The sequence below is a fragment of the Streptomyces goshikiensis genome, from assembly GCF_014650555.1.
Taxonomy (GTDB): domain Bacteria; phylum Actinomycetota; class Actinomycetes; order Streptomycetales; family Streptomycetaceae; genus Streptomyces; species Streptomyces goshikiensis.
Map to the genome: position 1 here is coordinate 65,386 of NZ_BMVE01000008.1, position 19,808 is coordinate 85,193.

Consider the following 19,808-nt stretch of genomic DNA (forward strand, 5'->3'; position numbering starts at 1 on the left):
CGATCGGGGACGAGGAGTTCACCATGACGCGCTGGTACGAGGGGCCGCTGGCCGCATTCGACACCGAGACCACCGGGGTGGACGTGGAGCAGGACAGGATCGTGTCCGCCGCGCTCATCGTGCAGGAGTGCGCGGGCGGCCGGGTCCGCTCCACCCGCTGGCTGGTCAATCCCGGCATCCCGGTTCCCCCGGGGGCCACGGAAGTGCACGGTCTGACCGATGACCACCTCCAGCGCAACGGGCGCTGGCCCGCGCCGGTGGTGGAGGAGATAGCCCGCGCGCTCGGCGAGCAGCTGGTGGCGGGGCGGCCGGTGGTGGTGATGAACGCGCCGTTCGACCTGACGCTGCTGGACCGGGAGTTGCGCAGGCACCGGGCGTCCTCGCTGGCCCGGTACCTGGACAACCGGCCGCTGACGGTGCTGGATCCTCGGGTGCTGGACAAGCACCTGGACCGCTACCGCAAGGGGCGCCGGACCCTGACGGACCTGTGCGCGCACTACGGGATAGAGCTGGAGGACGCGCACGACGCGGCGGCGGACGCACTGGCCTCGCTGGAGCTGGTGCGGGCGGTCGGGCGCCGGTTCGCGGCGCGGCTGGAGCGGCTGACGCCGGGCGAACTGCACACGCTGCAGACGGTGTGGCACGCGGCGCAGGCGCGCGGGCTCCAGGCGTGGTTCGCGCGCCAGGGGACGCCGGAGCCGGTGGATCCGCACTGGCCGCTGCGACCGGAGCTGCCGGCGGCGGCGTAGTCGCGCGGGGGCGACGCGGCCGACCGGGGCCGGGAATGCGGAAGGCCGGTCCGTCATCAGACGGACCGGCCTGTCCCGGTGGGCGATACTGGGATCGAACCAGTGACCCCTTCGGTGTGAACGAAGTGCTCTCCCGCTGAGCTAATCGCCCGGGAACGGGTTGAACAATACAAGAGCCTGCGGGTCGGTTCAAACCGCTTGCGGCGCCGCGTCCGCCGGGGTGGGTACTCAGCGGCGAGATGAGTAGCCGCGCCCATGTGCCGATGCCGTGACCGGCGCCACACTCCCCACCATGAACACCCCTCTGCCGCCGGCCGACGAGCTGGCGCTCATCGATCGCGAGCTGGGCCAACTCGACGCCCGGCGCCTGTACTTGCTCGCGCGGCGGGACTGGCTGCTGCGGCAGCCGGCCCCCCTGGTCTGGGGCGCCCCGGCCGCCGCGGCGGCTCCCGGGCGCCCGAAGGAGGCCTCCGCGCCGGGCGCGCAGAACCTGCTGCTGACCCTCGGCGCCGTGCTGCTCGCCGTGGCCGCGCTCGCGTTCACGCTGATCAGCTGGGGCTCCCTCGGGATCGGCGGCCGCTCGGCGGTCCTCGCGGTGGTGACGGCCGCCGCACTGGTCACGCCCGCGCCGCTGCTGCGCCGCGGGCTGCGGTCCACGGCCGAGTCGGTCGCGGCCGTCGGCCTGCTGCTGACGGTGCTGGACGCGTACGCCCTGTTCGCGGTCGGCATGCCGGCCGCCGACGCCGACGCTGCCACCGCCTACGCGGCCGGGGCGGCCGCGGTGCTGGCGGCGGCCTGGGCCGGGTACGGGCGGGCGCTGCCCGCGCTGCGGATCCCGCTCCCGGCGGCGCTGCTGACGGCGCAGCTCCCGCTCCCCCTGGCCGCGCTGGCCGCGGACGCGGGCCCGGCGGAGCTGGGCTGGGCGCTGCTGGCGACGGCCGCGCTGGACCTGGCCCTGGCGGCGTCGGTCCCGGCGCGGTGGCCGGCGCGGGCGGCGTGGATCCCGGCGGCGGCGCTGGGCGCGGGCGCGCTGCTGATCGGGCTGTCGGAGTCGGCGGTGGCGGCCTCGGCGGCGGACGCGGCGGCTCCGGCGGCGCTCCTGGCGGCGGTGGCCGCGCTCGGTGTCGCGGCGGCCTGGCGGATCCCGGGTGCCTGGCCGGCGGCCACGGCGGGCGGGCTCGCCGCGGTCGCGGCGCTCGGCGGGACGGCCCGGCCGGAGCTGGCTCCGGGCTGGGCGGTGGTCACCCATCTCGCGCTGGCGCTGCCGCTGCTCGCGGCGGTACGGGTGACAGCGCTCCCGGAGCCGGTTCGCCTCGGGCTCGCCCGGGCCGGAGCGGGCATCGCCGGCCTGGCCGCGCTGTGGGGCTGCGCGGCGGCGGTGACGGCGCTGGCGGCCCGGCTCCGGGTCCTCGACGAGGTCTGGGCGGCCACGACCCCGGCCGCGGGCGTCCCCCTGGCGCAGCCGGGCGTGGCCGCGCCGGTCGCGCTGCTGCTGGCGGCCGGGGCGGCCCGGTGGCTGTCCCGGGTGCTGCCGGGCCGCCCGGAGCCAGCGGCGGCGGCAGTGGCCCTCGGGTGGGGCGGGCTGTTCACGGCGCCGCTGCCGCTCGGGCTCCCGGTGGCGGCGGTGCTCGCCGCGCAGCTCGCGGTGACGGCGGCCGCCGGGCTCCTCGCGCTGCGCTCCCCGGACCGGCCCACCGCGATCGCGGCCGGGGCGGTCGCGCTCCTCGGGGCCGGGAACGTGTCCCTGGCGGCGCTGGACGGCCGCGCGGCCACCTTCGCGGTGCTCGGCCTGCTGGGCGCGGGCTGTGCGGCGGGAGCGGCGTACGGGCCCGCTCCACGCTGGGCCCGCTCGGGGGCGGCGGCGCTCGCCGTCGGGTACGCGACGGCCCTGGTGGTGGCCCTGAGCGCGCTGACGGACCTGGCGGCGCCCTGGTGGGCGCTGCCGGTGCTGGCGGTCCCCGCGGCCGTGACAGCGGCCGGGCCGAGGCTCGGCGCGCAGCGGCTCGCCGCCGAGGCCGCGGCGGGCGCGGCCGGGGTCCTCGCCCTGGCCCTGGCCTGCGGGGACGCCCCGGTGCTGGCCCTGGCCCTGGCGCTGGCCGGTGTCGTCTGCGCGGGCTCGGCGGTCCGGGCGGACCGGCGCGCGCTGGGCTGGGCGGCCGGGGTCCTGTTCGTGGCGGCGGCCTGGGTCCGGCTGGCCTCGGCCGGGGTGGGCACGGCGGAGGCGTACACGCTGCCGGTGACGCTGCCCGCGCTGGCGGTGGGGTTCCTGCGCCACCGCCGGGACCCGGCGGCCTCGTCCTGGACGGCGTACGGCCCGGGGCTGGCGGTGACGCTGCTGCCGAGCCTGGCCGCCGCCTGGGGCGACCCGCACTGGCCGCGGCCGCTGCTGCTGGGGGCGGCCGCGCTCGGGCTGACCCTGGCGGGGGCGCACCACCGGCTGCGGGCCCCGCTCCTGCTGGGCGGCGGCACGCTCGCGGCGGTGGCCCTGCACGAGCTGGCCCCGTACGTGGTCCAGGTCGTCGACGCGCTGCCCCGCTGGCTGCCGCCGGCCCTGGCGGGTCTGCTGCTGCTCGCGGTGGGGGCCACGTACGAGAAGCGGCTCCGGGACGCCCGGCGGCTGCGCTCGGCCCTCGGCCGCCTGCACTGACCGGGGCCCGGGCGGGTCGGGGCGGGGCTGCCTGGGCCCCGGGAAACGACAGAGGCCCGGAGACTCAAAGAGTCTCCGGGCCTCTGGTCCGGGTGGGCGATACTGGGTTCGAACCAGTGACCCCTTCGGTGTGAACGAAGTGCTCTCCCACTGAGCTAATCGCCCGGACGCACCGCAAACATTACCGCATGTCAGCGGTGCTCTTTGACCATGCCCGGACGGCCCCGGCCGATCACTGGTCCTTGAGGTTCCACGGCAGGGTCAGGCCGTACTTCCACAGGTAGAAGCCGATCAGCGCGCCCGCGATGGCGAGGCCCACGCTGGTCAGGATGATGTTGCGGCGGCGGACCTTGGGGTCCAGGGCCTTCTGCGCGGCCTCGCTGACCTTGCGCTTCGTCCAGCGCAGCACGAGGTGGGCCCAGGCGAACTCGGTCGCCCAGATCGCCAGGCCGGCGAAGATCGCCACCCAGCCCGGGCCGGGCAGGACCAGCATGGCGATGCCGGCTCCGATGACGGCCAGGCCGACGACGAAGACGCCGACCTGCCAGCTCAGGTGCAGGCTGCGGTTGGCCTTGATGAAGGCAGGCGCCTTGGAGACGTGCGGCGCCTCCTGCGCGTCGGGCCCGGCGGTCGCGCCGTCCGGTCCGGCCGGTGCGGACTCGTGGGTTCCGTGGTCACTCCCCGTATTCATGCGCCCGAATCTACCGGAGCCGGAAGCACACGTGAATGCCGCTTTGGATCCGCCGTCCGAGGGACCCAAGGGTCCGCAAAACGGTCAGAGGGGTTTACAACGGCACCGTAGGTGGCATGTCGATTTCGCCGACGTGCGAATCCCCGAGCGCACACTGAGCGAAAGGCCCTGGCGCTTATGAACACCACGGTCAGCTGCGAGCTGCACCTGCGCCTCGTTGTGTCGAGCGAGTCCTCACTGCCTGTTCCCGCGGGCCTGCGGTATGACACGGCCGACCCCTACGCCGTGCACGCCACCTTCCACACCGGCGCCGAGGAGACGGTCGAATGGGTATTCGCCCGCGACCTCCTCGCTGAGGGTCTCCACCGGCCCACCGGTACCGGCGACGTCCGCGTCTGGCCGTCCCGCAGCCACGGTCAGGGGGTCGTCTGCATCGCCCTGAGCTCACCGGAGGGAGAAGCGCTGCTCGAAGCCCCCGCCCGAGCACTCGAATCGTTCCTCAAGCGGACGGACGCCGCGGTCCCACCCGGGACCGAGCACCGGCACTTCGACCTCGACAAGGAGCTCTCCCACATCCTGGCCGAAAGCTGAGCCAGCTCCGACGAGTGCCTGACCGCGCGACACCGTCCGACTCGGGGCGACGGTGCGGCGCGGACAACCACATACGGCTGTGCCGGCGCTGTCCTCGCGGGAGCCACCCGCGAGGATGGCGCCCGTGCGCTTTGGGGGGAACCCGCTAGAGTCGGCCACCAGCGGCGGCGGCAGGCCGTCGCCGCAGGCCCGGCCCTCAGGGAGCGACCCGTGCAGATCCCCCACGACACCCGTCGCGCGCTCGACGTCGTCGTCGCGCTGGTGAACACCGCGGCCGAGCCGGACCAGCCGGACGGCCTGTCGGACCTCAGCTCGCTGCGCGGCTTCGTCCAGGAGTACGCGATCAGCGACGTCGGCGAACTCGGCGTCCGCGACCTCGCCGGCGTCCGGACGGTGCGCGGCAAGTTCGCCCAGGTCTTCGCGGCCCCGAACTCCCGTGCGGCCTCCGCACTGATCAATGAGCTGGTCGCCACGGCCGGCACCACCCCGCAGCTGACCGACCACGACGGCTACGACTGGCACGTGCACTACTTCGCGCCCGGCGCCTCGGTGGGCGACCACCTGGCGGCGGACGGCGGCATGGCGCTGGCCTTCATCGTGGTCTCGGGCGAGGAGGAGCGGCTGCGCCGCTGCGAGGCCCCGGACTGCCGGCGCGCCTTCGTGGACCTCTCCCGCAACCGCTCGCGGCGCTACTGCGACAGCCGGACCTGTGGGAACCGGCTGCACGTGGCGGCGTACCGGGCGCGGCGCAAGGAGGCCGACGCGCACGGTTCAGAGCAGGAAGAGATCGTGGACGGCGGCGAGCAGCAGCAGGGTGCCGATCACCGCTAGGAAGATCATCAGGGGTGGCTGGGAGAGCGCGAAGAGGCAGCCTCGCGGCTCCTCGGCGACGGATGCGGTGGCCGGCGCGGGAACCGGCGGCTCACCCTGCGATGTGTCGAGCATGTCGGGCCGATGATGGCGCAGCGCGCCGCCGCCCGCTCCTCAACACGCCAAGATCTACGCGGGAGTTCGTCAGATCCGGCGCAACCGTCACATTCCGTGCTTCTTCAGAATCGCTTCGATGTCCGAGAAGTCATCCGCGGGAGTGGCGGGGGCGCGGCCCGCCTCGGGCGCCTGCCGGGATCCGGCGCCCAGCGAGGGCGCCGAGGCGGCCGGCGCGACGGCGTCCCGTACGGGGACGCCCTTCGCGGCCCCGGACGCCTTGGGGGCCTTGGCCGCCCTGGGCTCCTTCGCCGGCTTCCCGGCCCCGCCGAGGCTCCGGCGCTCGACCGCCCGGGTGGTCATGAACAGCAGCCAGGAGACGCCCAGCAGCCCGAAGCCGATCCAGACGCTCGGGTCGAAGACCGTCCCGGACACCCACTCCACGACGCCGGTCAGCACCAGGCCGATCGGCACCAGCGCGTACGCGGTGATCCGCGCGGCGGTCAGGAAGCGCCTGCGGTAGGCCGTCAGCGCGGCGATCCCCAGGCCCGCCGCGGACACCGCGGCACATATCGTCTCGGCGAGCATGCGGTCCTCCAGGGGGTGGCCTGTGGTCGGGCTGGGCGATCCGTCCCTTCCATCCTGCACCGGTCGCCACCGCAGGGGCCACGCCCGCCGCGCGGTGCGGCCCGATCTCCGGGACATCTCGGGGGTCCGCCTCCTCCCCAGGTCCCGGTCGGTGCGGTGCGCCGGGCACCGGGGCCGGCTGGGAGACTGTCCGTATGACCGATTCCGTGATCCTCGACGTCTGGTGCGAACTCCAGTGCCCGGACTGCCACAGCGCCCTCGACGACGTACGGGCCCTGCGGGCCCGCTACGGCGACCGGCTGGACATCCGGCTGCGCCACTTCCCGCTGGAGAAGCACAAGCACGCGTTCGCGGCCGCGCAGGCCGCCGAGGAGGCCCTGGAGCAGGGTCAGGCGTGGCCCTACACGGAGGCCGTGCTGGCGCGCACCGCCGAGCTCGCCGAGCGAGGCGAGCCGGTGCTGCTGGACGTGGCGCGTGAACTGGGTCTGGACGTCGAGGAGTTCGACACCGCGCTGATCGACGGCCGGCACATCCTGATCGTGGACGCCGACCAGGCCGAGGGCAAGGCGATCGGTGTGACGGGCACCCCGACGTACGTGATCGACGGGCAGCGCCTGGACGGCGGCAAGAGCCAGGAGGGCCTGCGCGCCCGGATCGAGGAGATCGCCGACCGGCTGCTGGCCGGATAGCCCCGCCCCCTCAGATCAGGTCCTTCGCGAAGTTGAGGTCGGTCGGGCGGTAGCCGAGGGACTCGTACAGCCGCCGGGCCGGGGTGTTGTCGGCGAAGACGTGGAGCGCGAGGACGCGGTGGCCGCCGGCGAGGGCGGCGCGCTCGGCGAGCAGCATCAGGTCGCGGCCGTACCCGCGGCCCCGGTGCCCGGCGCGGACCTCGACGTCGAAGACGTACGCGCGGTCGGTCTGCGAGGAGACCCAGACGTGGCCGACGGGTGCGCCGGCCGCCTCCAGGACCTGCAGGGTGACCCCGGGAGTGGCCAGGCCCCGCGGCAGCAGGGTGTCGTGGTCGGCCGCCGACTTCGCCCGCGCGGCCTGCGGGGACATTCCCCGGCCGGCCCAGGTCTCGGCGTACTCCTCGCGGGCCGTGGCCTCCCAGGCCTCGAACTCGGCCGGGGTCATGGGGCGGCCCCGTACCCCCTCGGAGAGGGCGGGCGGCCCGGCGGGGAGTTCCTTGGCCATGTTGCGGCCGTCCTCGGTGTACCCGAGGGCGGCGGCCATCCGCAGCCCGCCCGCCGACCCGGCCGGCACCCGGACGCGGACCCGGCGGCAGCCCCAGCCGCGCAGCACCTCCTCGGCGGCGAGCGCCGCGACGGTGGCGCGCCCGCGCCGCCGGTCCGGTTCGTCGATGGACAGGTCGCGGATCTCGCCGACCGTCGGCCCGAAGGGGGTGTCGGAGGCGATCAGCAGGGCGCCGACGCGCCTGCTGTTGACGCGGACCTCGTACGGGCGCGAGCGGGCCCCGTCGGTGCTCTGCTGAAGCGGCGCGCTCGGCCGCAGGGTGGTGGTCATCATTCGATTTCTACCCGCCCCGCGGCCCGGGCGACAGCCCCTGTCGGGCCGCCGCCGTCCGCTCGCGCGTCGGTCAGGGGTCGATGTCGGAGGCGGCCCGCTCGTCGAAGACGCGCATGGCCTTCGCGGTGACGGGGCCGGGCACGGGGGCGAGGGTCCGCCCGTCGACCCGGTGGACCGCCTGGACGTCGCGCAGGGTGGAGGTCAGGAAGATCTCCTCGGCCCGCTCCAGGGCGTCGAAGGGCAGGTCGGTCTCCTTGGCGCCGGTCCATTCGACGGCCAGGGCGCGGGTGATGCCCGCGAGGCAGCCGGAGGCGACGGGCGGGGTGTGCAGTTCCCCGTCGAGGACGACGAACACGTTGGAGCCGGTGCCCTCGCAGAGCCGCCCGACGGTGTTGGCGAACAGGGCCTCGGAGGCGCCCGCGCGGCCCGCCTCGGCCAGCGCGACCACGTTCTCCGCGTACGAGGTGGTCTTGAGGCCGGTCAGCGCGGAGCGCTCGTTGCGGACCCAGGGCACCGTGATCACGGCGGTGGTGTCGGGGCGGCGGGAGGTCTCCCCGACGGCGACCACCAGGGTGGGGCCGGTGTCGCCCCGGTCGGAGCCGAGCGGGGACAGGCCGCCGGTGTAGGTGATGCGGAGCCGGCCGAGCGGGACCGGGTTGGCCTCCAGGACGGCCGCGCAGGCGCGGCGGACCTCGTCGAGGTCGGGGTCGGGCAGGCCGAGGCCGCGGGCCGAGCGGGTCAGCCGGTCCAGGTGGCGGGTCAGCGCGAAGAGCTTCCCGTCCTGCGCCTTGAGCGTCTCGAAGACGCCGTCGCCCACGGTCAGCCCGTGGTCGAGCACGGACACCTTCGCGTCGTCGGCGTCCCGCAGTGCTCCGTCGAGCCAGATCCTCACCGTACGGTCCCTCCACTTCCACTCGCTTCACGGGCCCCGGGCGCACCCGGGGCCGCTTGGGTACCGGAGGCCGACGCTACCCCGAGCAGCCGGGCGGCCTTGAGTTCGGTTTCCGCCCATTCGCGGTCGGGGTCGGAGCCCCAGGTGATCCCGGCGCCGGTGCCGAAGCAGAGGCGGGGGCCGCCGGGGGCCGCGCGGTCGATCCAGAAGGTGCGGATGCCGACGGCGAGCTCGGCGGTGCCGCGGTCGGCGTCGACCCAGCCGATGCCGCCGCAGTAGGGGCCGCGGGGGGCCGTCTCCAGGGCCTGGATGATCCGCAGGGCGGAGGACTTGGGGGCGCCGGTGACGGAGCCGGGCGGGAAGGTCGCCGCGAGCAGACGGGGCCAGCCGGCTCCGTCGGCGAGTTCGCCGCTGACGGTGGAGACGAGGTGGACCAGGCCCGGGTGCTCCTCGACGGCGCACAGTTCGGGGACGGTGACGGTGCCGGTGGCGCAGACCCGGCCGAGGTCGTTGCGGACGAGGTCCACGATCATCACGTTCTCGGCGTGGTCCTTGGGGAGCAGGTCCGCGGCGGTGCGTCCGGTGCCCTTGATGGGGCCGGACTCGATGTGGCGGCCGGCGCGGCGCAGGTACAGCTCGGGCGAGGCGGTGGCGATCTCGACGCCGTGGGCGGGGAGCCGAATCGTTCCTGCGTACGGAGCCGGGTTGCCGCGCGCGAGCAGGGCGGTGAGGGCGTCCACGTCGGCGGCGGCCGGCTGCGGCAGCGGCGCGGACATCACCCGGCAGAGGTTGGCCTGGTAGACCTCGCCCGCGGCTATGTGCTCGCGGATGCGGCGGACGCCCGCGACGTACGCCTCCCGGTCGAGCGAGGAGGTCCACCGGTCGGCGCGGGGGCCGCGCCAGGCGCCGGGCACCGGCGCGGGCACCGGGTCGGGGCGCACGTCACCGAAGCGCGCGCAGACCAGACCGCCTTCGAAGTCGGCGGTCACGGCCCAGAACCCGGAGGAGTCGAGGGCCGAGGGGTCGCTGGTGACGTCTCGGAGGTCGGTCGCGAGGAGGCCGCCGAAGCGGGCCAGAGGAAGCAGGTCGTGCACGGCTGCGAGTCTATGACCGGTGACGGCGCGGCGCCGGGGAGGTGACGGTCGGGTGACCGCCGGTGATCGGGCGGCAGCACGCTGCGGAAACGCGTTTTTGAGCTGGCCCGGGAATCCGCTAGAGTTCAACACGTCGCCAGGGAGCGAAGGGGGAAAACCCCGGAGCGAACACGGTGACCTGCGGACGTAGCTCAGTTGGTAGAGCACCACCTTGCCAAGGTGGATGTCGCGAGTTCGAGTCTCGTCGTCCGCTCGAAGTGGGGGATCTTCCCGAGAACCCCTGCAGCTCCGGGTGGAGTGGCCGAGAGGCGAGGCAACGGCCTGCAAAGCCGTCTACACGGGTTCAAATCCCGTCTCCACCTCCAAGGACGATTAGCTCAGCGGGAGAGCGCTTCCCTGACACGGAAGAGGTCACTGGTTCAATCCCAGTATCGTCCACTGGTCCGCGAGGACCACCCGCGCGATTAGCTCAGCGGGAGAGCGCTTCCCTGACACGGAAGAGGTCACTGGTTCAATCCCAGTATCGCGCACGCAGTACACGCACCACCTGCGGTCTTTGACCGTGGTCCCGCGCGATTAGCTCAGCGGGAGAGCGCTTCCCTGACACGGAAGAGGTCACTGGTTCAATCCCAGTATCGCGCACAAGATCCGGAAGCCCCGGCCGTCTCGACGGCCGGGGCTTTCGCGTTGTCGGGCTCGGAGCGGGGTTCAGGAGGAGAACAGCATCCGGCCGAAGCCGCCCTTGTGGTGGCCGTGGTGGCCGTGGTGACCGTGGCCGTGGCCGTGGCCGTGGCCGTGGCCGTGCTGCGGGGCTCCCCAGGCGGGGGCGGGGGCGTGCTGGCCCGGGTACGGGGCCGGCGGCGCGGCGGGCGGCGGCACCTGGCCGTACTGGGCGGTGTACTGCGACTCCAGGCGGGTCAGCGCCTCCAGCTCGCCGTAGTCGAGGAAGATGCCGCGACAGCCGCTGCACTGCTCTATCTGGACGCCGTTGCGGTTGTACGTGTGCATCATCGCGTGACACTTCGGACACTGCATGACCTGATCAACTCCTCGCCGTGTGCGTCGGCACCGGACGCGTGCCCGGTGGCGTGCCGCTCACCCTACGACGCGGAGGCGGGCTCCAAGTGGGGCGGGAGGGTGGCGATTCGGACACAGGCGTCCACCATCAGGCGCTCCACGTCCTCCAGTCGGCGCTCCTCCCGCGCCGCCTTGGCCAGTGCGAGGGCAGCCGTCTGTACGGTGAGCGCGCGCGCCGCCAGATCGAGTTCCGGCCACGGGTCACAGCCGGGCGGTCCGGCACCGGGCCCGCCGGCGTCCCGGTAGGCGTCGAGGAACCGCAGCCAGGTCCGCGCGTCGACCAGCCCGGCCGCGTACCAGGCGGCGGGGCGTGCCAGGTCCCAGGCGGGGGCGCCGACGCCGAGGTCGTCCACGTCGATGAGCCGCCAGGACCCCTCGGGGACGGGGAAGCGGACCAACTGCCCCAGGTGCAGGTCCCCGTGGCACAGCACCCCGCCGGCGGGCGCCGGGGCCTCGCCCCGCGCCCAGGCGGGCAGCGTCCGCGCGGCGGCCCGTACCGCCCCGGCCTCGGCCCGCGTACCGGTGTCGGGGGCGGCCGCGAGGCGGCGCAGGGCGCGGGCGACCTTGGCCGGGCCGCGCATCGGCGGGACCGGGCCGGGGAGCCGGCGCAGCGGTACCTGGTGCAGGGCCGCCAGCAGCCGGGCCGTCGGCTCCCAGGGGGCGTCCTCGGGGCGGTGCGGGTCCACGGGCGCGCCGTAGGGCCACAGGGACACCGGGCGGCCCTGGACGTGCCCGACCTCGGCGCGCAGGGGCTGGAGCAGCACCTGGGACAGCGCCCGGGCCGAGGCGATCCGCATCCGGACGGCGAGGCCGTCCCGGTCGGTGTCCTCGGCGTGCGCCTTGGCGACGGAACCGCCGCAGCGGACGACGGTGCCGTCGTCCCGGTCGGCGAGGAGCTCGTACGGGGCGGGGCGGCCGGAGGGGGCCGCGTAGGCCGCGAGCGCGGCGGGGAGGGTCTGCTGGGTCATCGCGGCTCCGCGCTCCTCCGTTCCGTTCCGTCCGTGGCCTCGGGGTCCGCAGTCAGATTACGGAACGCGCCGGGGGCGCGGGCGGGCACGCGGAACGCGAAAAAGGGTGCTGCCCGTCCGACTCCCCAGTCGTACGGGCAGCACCCTTCACCTGCCGTCCGCCGCGCCCCCGTCCCCACGGGGTTCGACGGGCCGATGACTGACCCGGGCCGCTCTCCCGGGTCTGGTGCGCCGCTCAGCGCCCCAGCATCACACCCACGGACGACGCCTGTGCCGCCACCTGGTCGAAGCCTCCGAAGAGGAAGAGCAGGAGGGCGGCCAGGGGGAGCACCATGGCCGCGGCCACCAGCGGGTGGCGCGTGCCGGACTCATGGCCGTTGAACGCGAATGCCTTGCGTCCCTGCCGTGCGATGTCCGCCATGGTCCTCTCCCTGTCGTTTGGCAGCGGCGGGCTCGTGACCTCGGGGGACGAGTGCGCCACCCGCCGCTTGTCTTCAACACTAGGCATCGGGAAGGCCCCTGGCCTCATGCCCTCGTACCCTTTGGCGGGCCTCCAGGAGGATGACGAGGCCGCTCCTCGTGTACTCCCCTGGGTGGAGACGGCTCCCCCGTGATGAGGGTCTTCCCGGAGGGGATGACCGGAGGGTAGTGACTTCGCTCACTTCAGTCACTCCCCGCACACACGTGTCCTCCCGCCGGGTGTTCGCAAGATCAATCAGGGTTGACGGGCCGCACGGACCGCCGGTGTCATCCGGACCGGCCCCCGGACCCGCCAATCCCCTTGGGGCGCGGGGCCTTTGGAGCCTTCCGGCGGCTGCCGCGCGGCGGTGGGCCGGGGGTGCGCGAAACCCCCAAGTGGGCTGTGACGCAACTACGATCGAATCCCCCGGCGAGGGCGCGGCCTCTGAGCGCTGGTGGCGGATGGTCCGTAAGCTGTGCCGAGTCAACAGGACGACCGGTCAGCGGGGTGGACATGGCGATGATGCGGCTCCGGCGGGAGGACCCGCGTGTCGTCGGCTCGTTCAGACTGCACCGCCGGCTCGGCGCCGGCGGGATGGGCGTGGTCTACCTGGGCTCGGACCGGCGCGGCCAGCGCGTCGCCCTGAAGGTGATCCGGCCCGACCTGGCCGAGGACCAGGAGTTCCGCTCGCGGTTCGCGCGCGAGGTGTCCGCCGCCCGGCGGATCCGCGGCGGGTGCACCGCGCGCCTGGTGGCCGCCGACCTGGAGGCCGAGCGGCCCTGGTTCGCCACCCAGTACGTGCCCGGCCCGTCCCTGCACGACAAGGTCGCCGAGGAGGGCCCGCTGACGGCCGCGCAGATCGCCGCCGTCGGCGCCGCGCTCTCCGAGGGGCTGGTCGCCGTGCACGAGGCGGGGGTCGTGCACCGGGACCTCAAGCCCTCCAACATCCTGCTCTCCCCCAAGGGCCCCCGGATCATCGACTTCGGGATCGCCTGGGCCACCGGCGCGAGCACCCTCACCCACGTGGGCACCGCCGTCGGCTCCCCCGGGTTCCTCGCGCCCGAGCAGGTGCGCGGCGCCGCCGTCACCCCCGCCACGGACGTCTTCGCGCTCGGCGCCACCCTCGCGTACGCGGCGACCGCCGACTCGCCCTTCGGGCACGGCAGTTCCGAGGTCATGCTGTACCGCGTGGTGCACGAGGAGCCGCACCTGGTCGGCGTCCCGGACGCGCTCGCGCCCCTCGTACGGGCCTGCCTGGCCAAGGATCCCGAGGAGCGGCCGACCACCCTCCAGCTGTCGATGCGGCTCAAGGAGATCGCGGCGCGCGAGGCGCACGGGGTGTCCGACGGGCGCCCGCCCGCGCAGCGGGCCCGCGCGGAGCGGCCGACGGGCCGGCTCGCCGAGCCGCCGTACGAGGAACAGCGCACCACGGAGCGCCGTACGGCCGGCACCCCCGCGCCCCGGCCGCAGGGCCAGGGGCACGGTCAGGGACAGAGGCAGGGACAGAGGCAGGAACAGGGGCAGGGCCACGGGTCGCACAGCGGACCGCACGCGCGGCCCTCGTCCTCGCGGCAGTCCTCCGCCCAGCACTCCGGCGCCGCCGGTGGCGGCCCGTCCTCCCGGCCGACCTCGGGACGTACCGGCGGCCGGCCCGGCCCCCGTACGACGGGCACGGGGCGGCGGCCCTCGCGGCCCGACCCGCGGCTGATGCGGCAGCGGCTGATCGTGTTCATCGTGGTGACGCTGATCGTCGCCCTGGGGATCGCCGCCGCCCAGAAGCTGTGAGAGGGGCGGGCCCGGGGCCCGCTCGCTCCTACGGGCGGCCGCTCGCCACCGCGTAGAAGGCGACGGCGGCGGCCGCACCCACGTTCAGCGAGTCCACCCCGTGCGCCATGGGGATCCGTACCCACTCGTCGGCGGCGACCAGCGCCTGCGTGGACAGCCCGTCGCCCTCCGCGCCCAGCATCAGCGCGACCCGCTCCAGGGTCTGCGGGGCGGCCTCGTCGATGGGCGAGGCCTTCTGGTGCGGGGTGAGGGCGAGCAGCCTGAAGCCGGCCTCGCGGACCGAGTCCAGGCCCTTGGGCCAGGTCTCCAGGCGGGCGTACGGGACGGAGAAGACCGCGCCCATCGACACCTTCACCGAGCGGCGGTACAGCGGGTCCGCGCAGTCGGGCGACAGCAGCACCGCGTCCATGCCGAGGGCGGCGGCGCTGCGGAAGATGGCCCCGATGTTGGTGTGGTCGTTGACCGCTTCCATGATGGCCACGCGGCGGGTGGTGGCGAGCAGTTCCTCCGCCGTCGGCAGCGGCTTGCGCTGCATCGAGGCGAGGGCGCCGCGGTGCACGTGGTAGCCGGTGACGCGTTCGGCGAGGTCCGGGCTGACGGCGTAGACCGGAGCCGGGAGCTCGTCGATGACGTCACGCATGACGTCGACCCACTTGGCGGAGAGCAGCATCGAGCGCATCTCGTACCCGGCGTCCTTGGCCCGTCTGATGACCTTCTCGCCCTCGGCGATGAAAAGGCCTTCCGCGGGCTCGCGCCGGCGCCGGAGTTCGACGTCGGTCAGGCCCGTGTAGTCGCGCAGGCGCGGGTCGTCGGGGTCTTCGATGGTGATGAGATCAGCCACAGGGTGATACTGCCTTGTCCTGGGTGCGGTGCCAACGGCCCTGGCGGGTGCTGGTGGTTCAGGCGTCCGGGGTCCCGACCCGGACGACCTCGCCGATGACGATGACGGCGGGCGGACGGACCTCCCGCGCGCGGACGGTCTCGCCGACCGTGGCGAGGGTGGCGTCCACGCGGCGCTGGGCGGCCGTGGTGCCCTCCTGGACGACCGCGACGGGGGTGTCGGCGGAGCGGCCGTGCCGGACCAGGGCCTCGGCGATCACGCCGATCTTGTCGACGCCCATCAGGATCACCAGGGTCCCGGTGAGCCGGGCGAGGGCGGCCCAGTCCACGAGCGAGCGCGGGTCGTCGGGGCCGACGTGCCCGCTGACGACGGTGAACTCGTGCGCCACGCCCCGGTGGGTGACCGGGATGCCGGCGGCGCCGGGGACGGAGATGGAGCTGGAGATGCCGGGCACGACGGTGCAGGCGATCCCGGCCTCGGCGAGGGCCTGGAGCTCCTCCATGCCGCGGCCGAAGACGTACGGGTCCCCGCCCTTGAGCCGGACCACGGCCTTGCCGGCCTTGGCGTGCTCGATCAGGGCGTTGTTGATGGCCTCCTGGGCCATGAACCGGCCGTACGGGATCTTCGCGGCGTCGATGACCTCGACGTGCGGCGGGAGCTCGTCGAGGAGGTCGCGGGGGCCGAGCCGGTCGGCGATGACGACGTCGGCCTCGGCGAGGAGACGGCGGCCGCGGACGGTGATCAGGTCCGGGTCGCCGGGACCGCCGCCGACGAGGGCGACACCGGGGGTGTGCGGGCGGGCGGCCGTGAGGGAGCCGTCGCGCAGCCCCTCCACGACGGCGTCGCGGACGGCGGCGGAACGACGCGGGTCGTTGCCGCTCAGCACGGCCACGGTGACGCCGTCGACGCGGCCGGTGGCCGGGGTCCAGGCGGTGGCGGCCTCGGCGTCGTCGGCGCGGACGCACCAGACGCGGCGGCGCTCGGCCTCGGCGGAGACGGCGTCGTTGGACGCGCGGTCCCGGGTGGCGATCAGCGCGTACCAGGCGCCGTCCAGGTCCCCGTCCTGGTAGCGGCGGCGTTCCCAGCGGATCTCGCCGGTCTCGGCCATGACGTCCACGGAGGGGGTGGCGGAGGGGGAGATCAGCAGCACGTCGGCGCCGGCCGCGACGAGCGCGGGCAGCCGACGCTGGGCGACCTGGCCGCCGCCGATGACGACGACGCGGCGGCCGGCCAGACGGAGTCCTACGGGGTATGCCGGGTGTGCCATGGCGGTTGCGGCTCCTGATGCGGCGGTGATCTGCTGGGCCGCTGCTGCGCTGGAGCGGCTTGTCGGGTGTGACGTGCGGTTTCGCCCGTCCGGGTCCACGATACGACCCCCACCCCCGGCCCCACCCCGGCCCCCCGCCCGGCCACGGCGCGGCGGGCACGTCCAGCCGCGCCGGCGTGTGGGGCGCGGGTCCGGGGCGGAGCCCCGGGGGCCTTGAGGTGCGCCGCCCCGCCCCGGTAGGGGCGAGGGCGGCGAACGCGGGACGTGGCGCGGGGCTACTTCTCCGTGACGCCGGCGGAGTCGAAGGTGGCCACCTCGTGCATCGCGCGGGCCGCGCTCTGCACCAGCGGAAGGGCCAGGAGCGCCCCCGTGCCCTCGCCGAGGCGGAGGTCGAGGTCGACCAGCGGGCGCAGGCCGAGCTTGTTCAGCGCGGCGACGTGCCCCGGCTCCGCGCTGCGGTGACCGGCGATGCAGGCCGACAGCGACTCCGGAGCGATGGCGCGAGCCACGAGGGCGGCCGCGCCGGCGCTCACGCCGTCCAGGATGACCGGCGTACGGAGCGACGCTCCGCCCAGCAGGAGGCCGACGATCGCCGCGTGCTCCAGACCGCCGATGGCCGCGAGGACGCCGATCGGGTCCGCCGGGTCGGGCTGGTGCAGCTCCAGGGCCCGGCGGACGACCTCGACCTTGCGGGCGTGCGTCTCGTCGTTGATGCCCGTACCGCGCCCGGTGACCTCCGCCGGGTCGACGCCCGTGAAGACCGCGATCAGGGCCGCCGACACCGTGGTGTTCGCGATGCCCATCTCACCCGTGAGCAGCGCCTTGTTGCCGGCCGCCACCAGGTCGCGGGCCGTCTCGATGCCCACCTCGATCGCCGCGACGGCTTCCTCGCGGGTCATCGCGGCGCCGACGGACAGGTCGGCCGTGCCCGGACGGACCTTGCGCGGGAGCAGCCCCGGCGTGGCCGGGAGGTCCCCGGCGACGCCGACGTCGATCACGCAGACCTCCGCGCCGACCTGGTTGGCGAACGCGTTGCAGACCGCACCGCCGCCCAGGAAGTTGGCCACCATCTGCGTGGTGACCTCCTGGGGCCAGGGCGTGACCCCCTGCGCGTGCACCCCGTGGTCACCCGCGAAGATCGCGACCGCGGCGGGCTCCGGGATCGGCGGCGGACAGACCCGCGACAGACCGCTGAGCTGCGCCGAGATGATTTCGAGCATGCCGAGCGCACCGGCGGGCTTGGTCATGCGCTTCTGGCGCTCCCAGGCCTCGCCCAGCGCCTTCGCGTCGAGGGGGCGGATGCTGGCGACCGTCTCGGAGAGCAGGTCGTGCGGCTCCTCGCCGGGCAGCGCGCGGCGGCCGTAGGTCTCCTCGTGGACGACCCAGGACAGCGGGCGGCGCTTGGACCAGCCGGCCTGCGCGAGCTCGGGCTCCTCCGGGAACTCGTCGACGTAGCCGACGCACAGGTACGCGACGACCTCCAGGTGCTCCGGCAGGCCGAGTTCGCGGACCATCTCGCGCTCGTCGAAGAAGCTGACCCAGCCGACGCCGAGGCCTTCGGCGCGGGCGGCGAGCCACAGGTTCTCGACGGCGAGGGCCGAGGAGTACGGGGCCATCTGCGGCTGGGTGTGCCGGCCCAGGGTGTGGCGGCCGCCGCGGGTCGGGTCGGCGGTGACGACGATGTTCACCGGGGTGTCGAGGATGGCCTCGATCTTGAGTTCCTTGAACTGCTTCGCCCGGCCCTTGGGTAGCGACTTGGCGTAGGCCTCGCGCTGGCGCTGGGCGAGCTCGTGCATCGTCCGGCGGGTCTCGGCCGAGCGGATGACGACGAAGTCCCAGGGCTGGGAGTGGCCCACGCTGGGGGCGGTGTGGGCCGCCTCCAGGACGCGGAGCAGCACCTCGTGCGGGATCGGGTCGGTGCGGAAGCCCTTGCGGATGTCGCGGCGCTCGCGCATGACGCGCAGGACGGCCTCGCGCTCGGCGTCGGCGTACGCGGGGGCCGGCTCGCCGGCGGAAGGCTCGACGGGCTGAACGGGCTGGGGGGCCTGGACGGGTTCGGCCTCGGGGGCGGTCTCCGGCTCCGGCTCCACGGAGGCGGCGGCCTCGGGCTCGGCCACGGGCTCGGCCGCGACCGGCTCCGCGACGGCGTCGCCGACCGGTTCGGGCTCGGCCTCGGGCTCCACGACCGCGGCAGCCGCGGCGGGCTCCGCCGCCGGAACCGTTTCCGCGGCCGGCTGCTCGGCCTCGGGCTCCGGCTCGGGTACGACGGTCACGGCCACCGGCTCCGGGACGACCTCGGCGGGGGCCTCGGCGGCGGCCTCGGCGACCGGCTCCGGCTCGGGCTCCGGGGCCGGGGCCACGGGCTCGGCGACCGGTACGACGGCCTCGGGAGCGGCCTCGACGACCGGCTCGGGCTGCGGGACCACCGGCTCGACCGGCTCCGCCGGCTCGGGCGCGGGCTCCGCGGCCGCGACCGGCTCCGGAACGGCGACGGCGACGGCGACCGGGGCCTCGGCCACGGCCGGAACCTCCGCCGGCTCCGCGATGACCTCGGGCTCGGGCTCGGGTGCGGGTGCGGGCGCCACCTCGGCCACGGGCTCCGGCTGAGGCTCCGGCTCGGGCGCGGCGGCGGGGGCCGCCTCGGCGACCGGCTGCTCGGCGACCGGCTGCTCGGCGGCCGGCTGCTCGGGCTGCGCCGCCCACGGCGCGCCGGCCTGCGGCGGGATCTCGCTCAGCTGCGGCGCGGCCGGGGCCGGCTCGGCGACGGCCTCCGCGCGCGGGACGTCCAGGTACTCGGGGCCGGTGGTCGGCGGCCCGGCGTGGCGCACCGGAACCTGCGCCGCCGCGGCGGCGGCCGCCATCGGCTGGGCGGCCGGACCCCGGTCCGCGAGGGACCGTACGAGCCCGCCGGCCTCCGGCACGGGCGGGCCCATGTGCAGGGGGCGGCGCGGCTGGGCCACCGGAGCCGCGGGCGCCACCGGGGCGGCGGGCGGCGGGACCACCAGGCCGCCGAGGTCGAGCGCGCCGGAGTCCCGGCCGCCCGCCTCGTGGGCGCCGGTGCTGTACGCGGACTCGGTGAAGGCGGGCTCGGGGAACGAGGGCGCGGGGTAGCCCGCGGGCGCCTCGGGGAAGGACTGATCGGCGGAGCCGGGGTGCTGGGCGTAGGCCGCGGGCGCCTCGGGGTACTCGGTGTAGACGGGCTCCACGGGGAAGTCCGGCACCGGCGGGACCGGCTGCGGGTCGCTCCAGGCGCCCTGTCCGCTCGGCATCAGCAGCAGTTCCTCGTCCTCGGCCTCGGCGGGGAGGTCCATGAGGTCCTGGAAGGCGTAGCCCGCGGGAGCCGAGGGAGCGGGAACGGACGCGGCAGCGGGGGTCGCCGACGGGTGCGGAGCCGGTGCGTGGGCCTGGACCGGAGCGGGGATGCCCTGCTGATCCACCATGCCCGCGTTGTCCGGGAGCCCCTCGCCCGGGACCTGGCCGGTGTCAGTCATGCGTACCCCTCGCCCATCGGTGTTGCCTCTTCGATCGCCCGGCGCCCACGTGACCAACGAGCGGGGATGCCGCGCGACGCGAACGCCTCACGCACGCCCGCACGACAACCAGTAAGCATTGTCGCGCTCGTCAGCCGCAATGGCGGCCATTACCGGGGCGGTCCGCTGTGGACTGCGCCACGTCGCGCACCCGCGTACCGCCTCCGTTGCCGTCGT

General features: G+C 75.2%; 18 protein-coding genes and 7 tRNA genes. 11 read left to right on the forward strand and 14 right to left on the reverse strand.

Annotated elements, in window-relative coordinates; all coding sequences use genetic code 11:
• Positions 1-23 precede the first annotated feature (23 nt).
• Positions 24-749: a 3'-5' exonuclease gene (locus tag IE248_RS22835; protein ID WP_008740499.1), complete on the forward strand. Its 726-nt coding sequence runs from the start codon at positions 24-26 to the stop codon at positions 747-749.
• 79 nt (positions 750-828) lie between these two features.
• Here IE248_RS22835 and IE248_RS22840 read toward each other — a convergent pair.
• Positions 829-900 (reverse strand) — tRNA-Val (locus tag IE248_RS22840).
• Between the two features lie 141 nt (positions 901-1,041).
• Between IE248_RS22840 and IE248_RS22845 the strand changes: the two genes are divergently transcribed.
• Positions 1,042-3,396 carry an SCO7613 C-terminal domain-containing membrane protein gene (locus tag IE248_RS22845; RefSeq protein WP_190031555.1) on the forward strand — a complete coding sequence of 785 codons (2,355 nt, stop codon included), beginning with the start codon at positions 1,042-1,044 and terminating at the stop codon, positions 3,394-3,396.
• A 93-nt stretch (positions 3,397-3,489) separates the two neighbouring features.
• Here the strand turns inward: IE248_RS22845 and IE248_RS22850 are convergent.
• A tRNA-Val gene (locus IE248_RS22850) sits at positions 3,490-3,561 on the reverse strand.
• Positions 3,562-3,628: 67 nt separating this feature from the next.
• Complete coding sequence (locus IE248_RS22855) at positions 3,629-4,087, reverse strand: TIGR02611 family protein (protein ID WP_073774585.1); 459 nt, start codon at positions 4,085-4,087, stop codon at positions 3,629-3,631.
• Between the two features lie 177 nt (positions 4,088-4,264).
• Here IE248_RS22855 and IE248_RS22860 point away from each other — a divergent pair, with 177 nt between their 5' ends.
• Positions 4,265-4,678: an SsgA family sporulation/cell division regulator gene (locus tag IE248_RS22860; protein ID WP_030011909.1), complete on the forward strand. Its 414-nt coding sequence runs from the start codon at positions 4,265-4,267 to the stop codon at positions 4,676-4,678.
• Positions 4,679-4,888: 210 nt separating this feature from the next.
• Positions 4,889-5,509, forward strand: a complete 621-nt coding sequence (locus IE248_RS22865; RefSeq protein WP_073795944.1) for a CGNR zinc finger domain-containing protein — start codon at positions 4,889-4,891, stop codon at positions 5,507-5,509.
• Here IE248_RS22865 and IE248_RS22870 read toward each other — a convergent pair.
• Both IE248_RS22870 and IE248_RS22875 read right to left on the reverse strand, forming a co-directional pair.
• Positions 5,450-5,623, reverse strand: coding sequence for a hypothetical protein (locus IE248_RS22870; RefSeq protein ID WP_008740509.1), 174 nt, complete (start codon positions 5,621-5,623; stop codon positions 5,450-5,452). The genes IE248_RS22865 and IE248_RS22870 overlap by 60 nt on opposite strands.
• A gap of 87 nt (positions 5,624-5,710) precedes the next feature.
• Positions 5,711-6,190, reverse strand: a complete 480-nt coding sequence (locus IE248_RS22875; protein ID WP_190031556.1) for a hypothetical protein — start codon at positions 6,188-6,190, stop codon at positions 5,711-5,713.
• 194 nt (positions 6,191-6,384) lie between these two features.
• On the opposite strand from IE248_RS22875, the gene IE248_RS22880 reads away from it, so the two are divergent.
• A complete protein-coding gene (locus IE248_RS22880) occupies positions 6,385-6,879 on the forward strand; it encodes a DsbA family protein (RefSeq protein ID WP_037792343.1) in 495 nt (164 codons plus the stop codon).
• Positions 6,880-6,889: 10 nt separating this feature from the next.
• Here IE248_RS22880 and IE248_RS22885 read toward each other — a convergent pair whose 3' ends face one another.
• The 3 genes from IE248_RS22885 to IE248_RS22895 form a co-directional block, all read right to left on the reverse strand.
• The gene (locus IE248_RS22885) at positions 6,890-7,714 is read right to left on the reverse strand and encodes a GNAT family N-acetyltransferase (protein ID WP_073796029.1); all 825 of its coding nucleotides are present in this window, start codon (positions 7,712-7,714) and stop codon (positions 6,890-6,892) included.
• 73 nt (positions 7,715-7,787) lie between these two features.
• Entirely contained in the window at positions 7,788-8,609 is an 822-nt protein-coding gene (locus tag IE248_RS22890; RefSeq protein WP_008740514.1) for an aminotransferase class IV, read from the reverse strand.
• Positions 8,606-9,703 (reverse strand): chorismate-binding protein, encoded by a 1,098-nt coding sequence (locus tag IE248_RS22895; protein ID WP_008740515.1) that lies wholly within the window; start codon positions 9,701-9,703, stop codon positions 8,606-8,608. Before IE248_RS22895 ends, IE248_RS22890 begins: the two co-directional genes overlap by 4 nt.
• A 180-nt stretch (positions 9,704-9,883) precedes the next feature.
• Here IE248_RS22895 and IE248_RS22900 point away from each other — a divergent pair.
• The 5 genes from IE248_RS22900 (at position 9,884) to IE248_RS22920 (ending at position 10,345) form a co-directional block, all read left to right on the forward strand.
• A tRNA-Gly gene (locus IE248_RS22900) sits at positions 9,884-9,956 on the forward strand.
• A gap of 38 nt (positions 9,957-9,994) precedes the next feature.
• Positions 9,995-10,068, forward strand: a tRNA-Cys gene (locus IE248_RS22905).
• 1 nt (position 10,069) lies between these two features.
• Positions 10,070-10,141, forward strand: a tRNA-Val gene (locus IE248_RS22910).
• Between the two features lie 20 nt (positions 10,142-10,161).
• Positions 10,162-10,233: transfer RNA gene (locus tag IE248_RS22915), tRNA-Val, on the forward strand.
• Positions 10,234-10,273: 40 nt separating this feature from the next.
• Positions 10,274-10,345 (forward strand) — tRNA-Val (locus tag IE248_RS22920).
• A 66-nt stretch (positions 10,346-10,411) separates the two neighbouring features.
• Here IE248_RS22920 and IE248_RS22925 read toward each other — a convergent pair.
• The 3 genes from IE248_RS22925 to IE248_RS22935 all read right to left on the reverse strand — a co-directional run bounded on the left by IE248_RS22925 (position 10,412) and on the right by IE248_RS22935 (position 12,169).
• Positions 10,412-10,738: a TFIIB-type zinc ribbon-containing protein gene (locus IE248_RS22925; RefSeq protein ID WP_190031557.1), complete on the reverse strand. Its 327-nt coding sequence runs from the start codon at positions 10,736-10,738 to the stop codon at positions 10,412-10,414.
• Positions 10,739-10,803: 65 nt separating this feature from the next.
• Positions 10,804-11,748, reverse strand: coding sequence for a phosphotransferase (locus tag IE248_RS22930; protein ID WP_190031558.1), 945 nt, complete (start codon positions 11,746-11,748; stop codon positions 10,804-10,806).
• A gap of 235 nt (positions 11,749-11,983) precedes the next feature.
• The gene (locus IE248_RS22935; protein ID WP_037797219.1) at positions 11,984-12,169 is read right to left on the reverse strand and encodes a hypothetical protein; all 186 of its coding nucleotides are present in this window, start codon (positions 12,167-12,169) and stop codon (positions 11,984-11,986) included.
• A gap of 552 nt (positions 12,170-12,721) precedes the next feature.
• On the opposite strand from IE248_RS22935, the gene IE248_RS22940 reads away from it, so the two are divergent.
• Positions 12,722-13,993, forward strand: a complete 1,272-nt coding sequence (locus IE248_RS22940; RefSeq protein WP_190031559.1) for a serine/threonine-protein kinase — start codon at positions 12,722-12,724, stop codon at positions 13,991-13,993.
• Between the two features lie 28 nt (positions 13,994-14,021).
• Here IE248_RS22940 and IE248_RS22945 read toward each other — a convergent pair whose 3' ends face one another.
• The 3 genes from IE248_RS22945 to cobT form a co-directional block, all read right to left on the reverse strand.
• Positions 14,022-14,834 carry a TrmH family RNA methyltransferase gene (locus IE248_RS22945; RefSeq protein WP_037797223.1) on the reverse strand — a complete coding sequence of 271 codons (813 nt, stop codon included), beginning with the start codon at positions 14,832-14,834 and terminating at the stop codon, positions 14,022-14,024.
• 58 nt (positions 14,835-14,892) lie between these two features.
• On the reverse strand, positions 14,893-16,101 hold the full coding sequence (cobA, locus tag IE248_RS22950) for a uroporphyrinogen-III C-methyltransferase (RefSeq protein ID WP_073795947.1): 1,209 nt from the start codon (positions 16,099-16,101) through the stop codon (positions 14,893-14,895).
• A 275-nt stretch (positions 16,102-16,376) separates the two neighbouring features.
• Positions 16,377-19,592 carry a nicotinate-nucleotide--dimethylbenzimidazole phosphoribosyltransferase gene (gene cobT / locus IE248_RS22955; RefSeq protein WP_190031560.1) on the reverse strand — a complete coding sequence of 1,072 codons (3,216 nt, stop codon included), beginning with the start codon at positions 19,590-19,592 and terminating at the stop codon, positions 16,377-16,379.
• Positions 19,593-19,808: the final 216 nt, after the last annotated feature.

Excerpts from the sequence above, each read along its gene's own strand:
- IE248_RS22835 (WP_008740499.1), top strand. The coding sequence starts at position 24 with ATGACGCGCTGGTACGAGGGGCCGCTGGCCGCATTCGACACCGAGACC.
- IE248_RS22845 (WP_190031555.1), top strand. The coding sequence starts at position 1,042 with ATGAACACCCCTCTGCCGCCGGCCGACGAGCTGGCGCTCATCGATCGC.
- IE248_RS22855 (WP_073774585.1), bottom strand. The coding sequence starts at position 4,087 with ATGAATACGGGGAGTGACCACGGAACCCACGAGTCCGCACCGGCCGGA.
- IE248_RS22860 (WP_030011909.1), top strand. The coding sequence starts at position 4,265 with ATGAACACCACGGTCAGCTGCGAGCTGCACCTGCGCCTCGTTGTGTCG.
- IE248_RS22870 (WP_008740509.1), bottom strand. The coding sequence starts at position 5,623 with ATGCTCGACACATCGCAGGGTGAGCCGCCGGTTCCCGCGCCGGCCACC.
- IE248_RS22875 (WP_190031556.1), bottom strand. The coding sequence starts at position 6,190 with ATGCTCGCCGAGACGATATGTGCCGCGGTGTCCGCGGCGGGCCTGGGG.
- IE248_RS22880 (WP_037792343.1), top strand. The coding sequence starts at position 6,385 with ATGACCGATTCCGTGATCCTCGACGTCTGGTGCGAACTCCAGTGCCCG.
- IE248_RS22885 (WP_073796029.1), bottom strand. The coding sequence starts at position 7,714 with ATGACCACCACCCTGCGGCCGAGCGCGCCGCTTCAGCAGAGCACCGAC.
- IE248_RS22925 (WP_190031557.1), bottom strand. The coding sequence starts at position 10,738 with ATGCAGTGTCCGAAGTGTCACGCGATGATGCACACGTACAACCGCAAC.
- IE248_RS22930 (WP_190031558.1), bottom strand. The coding sequence starts at position 11,748 with ATGACCCAGCAGACCCTCCCCGCCGCGCTCGCGGCCTACGCGGCCCCC.
- IE248_RS22935 (WP_037797219.1), bottom strand. The coding sequence starts at position 12,169 with ATGGCGGACATCGCACGGCAGGGACGCAAGGCATTCGCGTTCAACGGC.
- IE248_RS22940 (WP_190031559.1), top strand. The coding sequence starts at position 12,722 with ATGGCGATGATGCGGCTCCGGCGGGAGGACCCGCGTGTCGTCGGCTCG.
- cobA (WP_073795947.1), bottom strand. The coding sequence starts at position 16,101 with ATGGCACACCCGGCATACCCCGTAGGACTCCGTCTGGCCGGCCGCCGC.
- cobT (WP_190031560.1), bottom strand. The coding sequence starts at position 19,592 with ATGACTGACACCGGCCAGGTCCCGGGCGAGGGGCTCCCGGACAACGCG.